At 62.8% G+C, this 4,294-nt stretch carries 5 protein-coding genes; 1 reads left to right on the forward strand and 4 read right to left on the reverse strand.

Annotation, left to right across the window (positions count from 1 at the left end):
- Window positions 1-173, reverse strand: a 173-nt coding sequence (locus QZ213_RS25370; protein WP_291688815.1) for a DUF2842 domain-containing protein, incomplete at its 3' end; no start/stop codon positions are given.
- A 93-nt stretch (window positions 174-266) separates the two neighbouring features.
- On the opposite strand from QZ213_RS25370, the gene QZ213_RS25375 reads away from it, so the two are divergent.
- On the forward strand, window positions 267-1,358 hold the full coding sequence (locus tag QZ213_RS25375) for a COX15/CtaA family protein (protein WP_291688811.1): 1,092 nt from the start codon (window positions 267-269) through the stop codon (window positions 1,356-1,358).
- Between the two features lie 13 nt (window positions 1,359-1,371).
- Here QZ213_RS25375 and QZ213_RS25380 read toward each other — a convergent pair whose 3' ends face one another.
- The 3 genes from QZ213_RS25380 to QZ213_RS25390 all read right to left on the reverse strand — a co-directional run bounded on the left by QZ213_RS25380 (window position 1,372) and on the right by QZ213_RS25390 (window position 4,034).
- A complete protein-coding gene (locus QZ213_RS25380; protein ID WP_291688812.1) occupies window positions 1,372-1,722 on the reverse strand; it encodes a hypothetical protein in 351 nt (116 codons plus the stop codon).
- A gap of 225 nt (window positions 1,723-1,947) precedes the next feature.
- Entirely contained in the window at window positions 1,948-3,228 is a 1,281-nt protein-coding gene (locus QZ213_RS25385) for an O-acetylhomoserine aminocarboxypropyltransferase (RefSeq protein ID WP_291688813.1), read from the reverse strand.
- A 221-nt stretch (window positions 3,229-3,449) separates the two neighbouring features.
- On the reverse strand, window positions 3,450-4,034 hold the full coding sequence (locus QZ213_RS25390; protein ID WP_291688814.1) for a CoA-binding protein: 585 nt from the start codon (window positions 4,032-4,034) through the stop codon (window positions 3,450-3,452).
- Between the last annotated feature and the right edge of the window lie 260 nt (window positions 4,035-4,294).

Consider the following 4,294-nt stretch of genomic DNA (forward strand, 5'->3'; position numbering starts at 1 on the left):
GGCATCGCCGGCAGCACCCAGCCGATGCCGGCCACGACATAGAAGACAGCCTGCGCCAGCCCGGAGTTCGCAAGCCAGGGCATCTGCGCTACAGCCATTCCCATCAGCGACCACACCACCACCAGCACGAGAAGAGCGATGGTTCCGAGGAACTTGCGGGTGCGTATGGTCATGACGGAATTGTGCAACTCGTGGTAATGGCGCGCCTTGCGCGCGGGGAGAGTCGGACTATAAGGGGCACGCAAATTCATTCAAGCGCAGCTTCGATGACCGCCTTTCCCGCACAGCAGGCCCCCCAAATCCGCGCCGTCCGATGGTGGCTTGTGTCGATCGCGGCCCTTATCGCGCTCATGGTGCTGGTTGGCGGCGCCACGCGTCTTACCGAGGCCGGGCTTTCGATCGTCGAGTGGAAACCGATCACCGGCGCGCTGCCGCCGCTCGACCAGGAGCAATGGACGCAGGCCTTCGAAGCCTACAAGAAAATCCCGCAATACCGCGAAATGAACGCCGGCATGAATCTCGCCGAGTTCGAGACGATCTTCTGGTGGGAATTTGGCCACCGGCTGCTCGGGCGGGTCATCGGGTTCGCCTATCTCCTGCCGTTTGTCTGGTTCATGTGGCGCGGCTTTCTCGGCGCCGATTTGCAGCGCCGACTGTGGCTGATCTTCGGCCTCGGCGCGCTGCAGGGCGCGGTCGGCTGGTGGATGGTGGCGTCAGGGCTCTCGCAGCGGGTGGAAGTCTCGCACTATCGCCTGGCAGCCCATTTGGTGCTGGCGCTGCTGATCTTTGCCGCGATCGTCTGGACGCTGCGCCGGCTGGCGGACCGGCCACCGCTGTCGGTATCCTCCCGGCTGAAAATCACCAGCATAGTGCTGGTGGTGCTGACCTTCGTGCAGCTTTATCTCGGTGCGCTGGTCGCGGGCCTGCGCGCCGGCAAGATCTACAATACCTGGCCGGCCATCGACGGAAGGTTCATTCCGTCGCCGTCGCGGCTGTTCTTTGACGTGCCGCGATGGCGCAATTTGTTCGACAATACGCTCACCGTGCAGTTCGAGCATCGCATGATGGCGTACCTGTTGTTCGTGCTGGCCATCCTGCACGCATTCGATGCGATCAGGTCGCGCGCCGGAGCCGCCGCAGTCAACGGCGCCCTGTGGCTTGCGGCCGTCATCACCTTGCAGGCGACGCTGGGGATTCTCACGCTGCTCAACCAGGTTCCGATCGATCTTGCGCTCGCCCATCAGGCCGTCGCGATTGCGGTGTTGACGCTCGCGATCTTCCAGGCCGAGCGATTGGCCGGGCGGCAGGCGGAACTAAAGCCCCAAGAGTTGGGGCTGCCGGTCACCCAAACTGGCTGACTTCAACGTTACGCTAGCAGTAGCCGTAAACGCCGCAGGCGTAGGGCAGGCGGTCCCCATCGGGAACGTAGGGATCGCGCGCGGGTGCGACCAGCATGGGCGCGGCGTATGGGATATCGACGTAGGCCACAGGTGCGCACAGGAGTGCCGGTGCCTCGTAGACCGAAAGCCGGGGCCAGGGCCGGCGATAGGTGTACGGCGCGGCATACGTGATCGTGGTTCTGAAATGGTAGTGCGGCCTCGGCAGGCCGGCTGGCAGCCGGACGGTGCGATGCCAGCGGGGAGGGACCAGCGCCCGGTCAGCGCTCTCGGCGGTTCCGGATGTGACGACGGCGGCAAGCAAGGCGACGGCAAAACGCAACATCGGCGGCTCCGAAGGATGGTTTCGGTAGCTGCAAATATATCGGACGCCGCGGGCCGCGGCAGCCGCCGATGACGAGCATTTGGGAATATGGCTAAGGCGCTTGCCCTACCCAAGGCGCGATTCCGGGAGGGTCCGAAGGACCCGATCTTTCAGATGTACCATCGCGCATCGGGCGATCCCGAGATTTCGGGTTCGCGCTGAGGCGCGCCGCGGAATGACGACACCTTACGCGGTCAACGCCTGCTCCAGATCGGCGATCAGATCCTCCTTGTCTTCGATGCCGATCGACAGCCGCACCACATCGGGGCCCGCGCCCGACTGGATCTTGGCGGCGTCGTCGAGCTGGCTGTGCGTGGTCGAGGCCGGATGGATCACCAGCGAGCGGGTGTCGCCGACATTGGCCAGATGCGAGAACAATTTCAGGTTCGACACCAGCTTGACGCCGGCCTCGTAGCCGCCCTTGAGGCTGAAGGTGAACACGGCGCCGGCGCCCTTCGGCGCATATTTGCGGGCGAGGTTGTTGTACTTGTTCTCCGCCAGGCCGGAGTAGTTGACCGACGCCACCGCCGCGTGGCCTGAGAGAAATTCCGCGACCGCCTTGGCGTTGTCGCAGTGCTTTTGCATGCGCAATGGCAGCGTCTCGATCCCGGTCAGAATCAGGAACGCGTTGAACGGCGACAGCGCCGGGCCGAGATCGCGCAGGCCCAGCACGCGGCAGGCGATTGCGAAGGCGAAATTGCCGAACGTCTCCTGCAGCTTGATGCCATGATATTCGGGCCGCGGCTCGCTCAGCATCGGGTACTTGTTGTCCTTCGACCAGTCGAAGGTGCCTGCGTCGACGATCATGCCGCCGATGGAGTTGCCGTGACCTGCGAGGAACTTGGTCAGCGAATGCACCACGATGTCGGCGCCGTGATCAATCGGGCGGATCAAGTAGGGCGTCGCCAGGGTGTTGTCGACGATCAGCGGCACGCCGGCCTCGTGGGCCACTGCCGAGATCGCCTCGATATCGGTGATGCTGCCGGCGGGATTGGCGATCGACTCGATGAAGATCGCCTTGGTATGCGGCGTGACCGCGCGTTTGAAGCTTTCGATATCGTCGGGATCGGCCCACACGACGTTCCAGCCGAAGCTCTTGAAGGCATGGTTGAACTGATTGATCGAGCCACCATAGAGCTTGCGGGCGGCGATGAATTCGTCGCCCGGCCGCAACAACTGGTGAAGTGCGACAACCTGCGCGGCATGTCCTGAAGCTACGGCCAGCGCGGCGGTGCCGCCTTCAAGCGCGGCGACGCGTTCTTCGAGGACCGCGTTGGTCGGATTTCCAATTCGGGTATAGATGTTGCCGAATGCCTGCAGCCCGAACAGCGAGGCGGCGTGGTCGGCATCGTTGAACACGAATGACGTGGTCTGATAAATCGGCGTCACCCGCGCGCCGGTGGTGGGATCGGGTTGCGCACCGGCATGAACGGCAAGGGTCGAAAATCCGGGAAGACGATCGGTCATATTATTTCCTTTGTGAAGGTCCCATCACTTGAGGGGAGCGGCCGCGTCGCGAAGATGAGCGGGACGATTCTAGTTCGAGACGGCGCAGCTCCGCCTCCTTCCTTTGGAGGACAATCGCGTCAGCGGCGTCCGCCGTCAAGGCAGCGTGACGCGTCACTCATCGTCCGCAACGGCCGTGCTTCGTTTTGCCGCGTTCGCGGAACAATCGTTTCGCATTTGCATCACGAAAGCTCGCTCTTGTTCTTCGCGGCGCGATCGGAGGCGGCGGTTTCGCCCCCGCCGAGGCTGGTCCGGTTCAGCGAAAGCCGCATGCCCTGGGTCGGTATCGGCGCACGCTTGGAACTCAGCGTGCGCGAGTTGACGCCCATCCACGAAATCTCTGAGGACAGCCGGCCATATTCGATCTTCGGGCAGCGGTTCATCACGACCTTGAGGCCGGCGGCCTCGGCCTTGGCCGCGGCGGCATCGTCGCGCGCGCCGAGCTGCATCCAGATCACCTTCGGCAATGGCGACAGTTTCAAGGCTTCGTCCACCACCGGCATGATGTGGCTGGAATTGCGGAAGATGTCGATCATGTCCACCGGGCGCCCGATATCGGTAAGCGAGGCCACGAACGGTTTTCCGAGCAGGCTCTTGCCGAGGTGGCCGGGATTGACTGGAATCATGTCGTAGCCGCGCTGCGCCAGATATTTGAAGGCGAAGTAACTCGGCCGCACATTGACCGGTGATGCTCCGACCATCGCGATCGTCTTCACGCCGTTGAGAATTTCGCGGATGTAATCGTCGGAGTACGCGTCATGGTTCATTCGTGAACGGTCCAATATTTCATCGCGAGTGTTGCGAAGCGTTCGCGGCCGTCATTCCGGGGCGATGCAAAGCATCGAACTATGGTGCGCAATTGCGCACCTGAGAATCTCGAGATCCCCCGATGCGCGATTGCAAATCTCGGGTCTGGTGCTAGTGCACCATCCCGGAATGACGGGACCTGGACGGTTCGGCCACTTGGCTTCTGGTACAATTATTTATCCTGCCACTTCGGCTCGCGCTTCTCGATGAAGGCGCCGAT

The organism is Bradyrhizobium sp. (assembly GCF_017881085.1).
Taxonomy (GTDB): domain Bacteria; phylum Pseudomonadota; class Alphaproteobacteria; order Rhizobiales; family Xanthobacteraceae; genus Bradyrhizobium.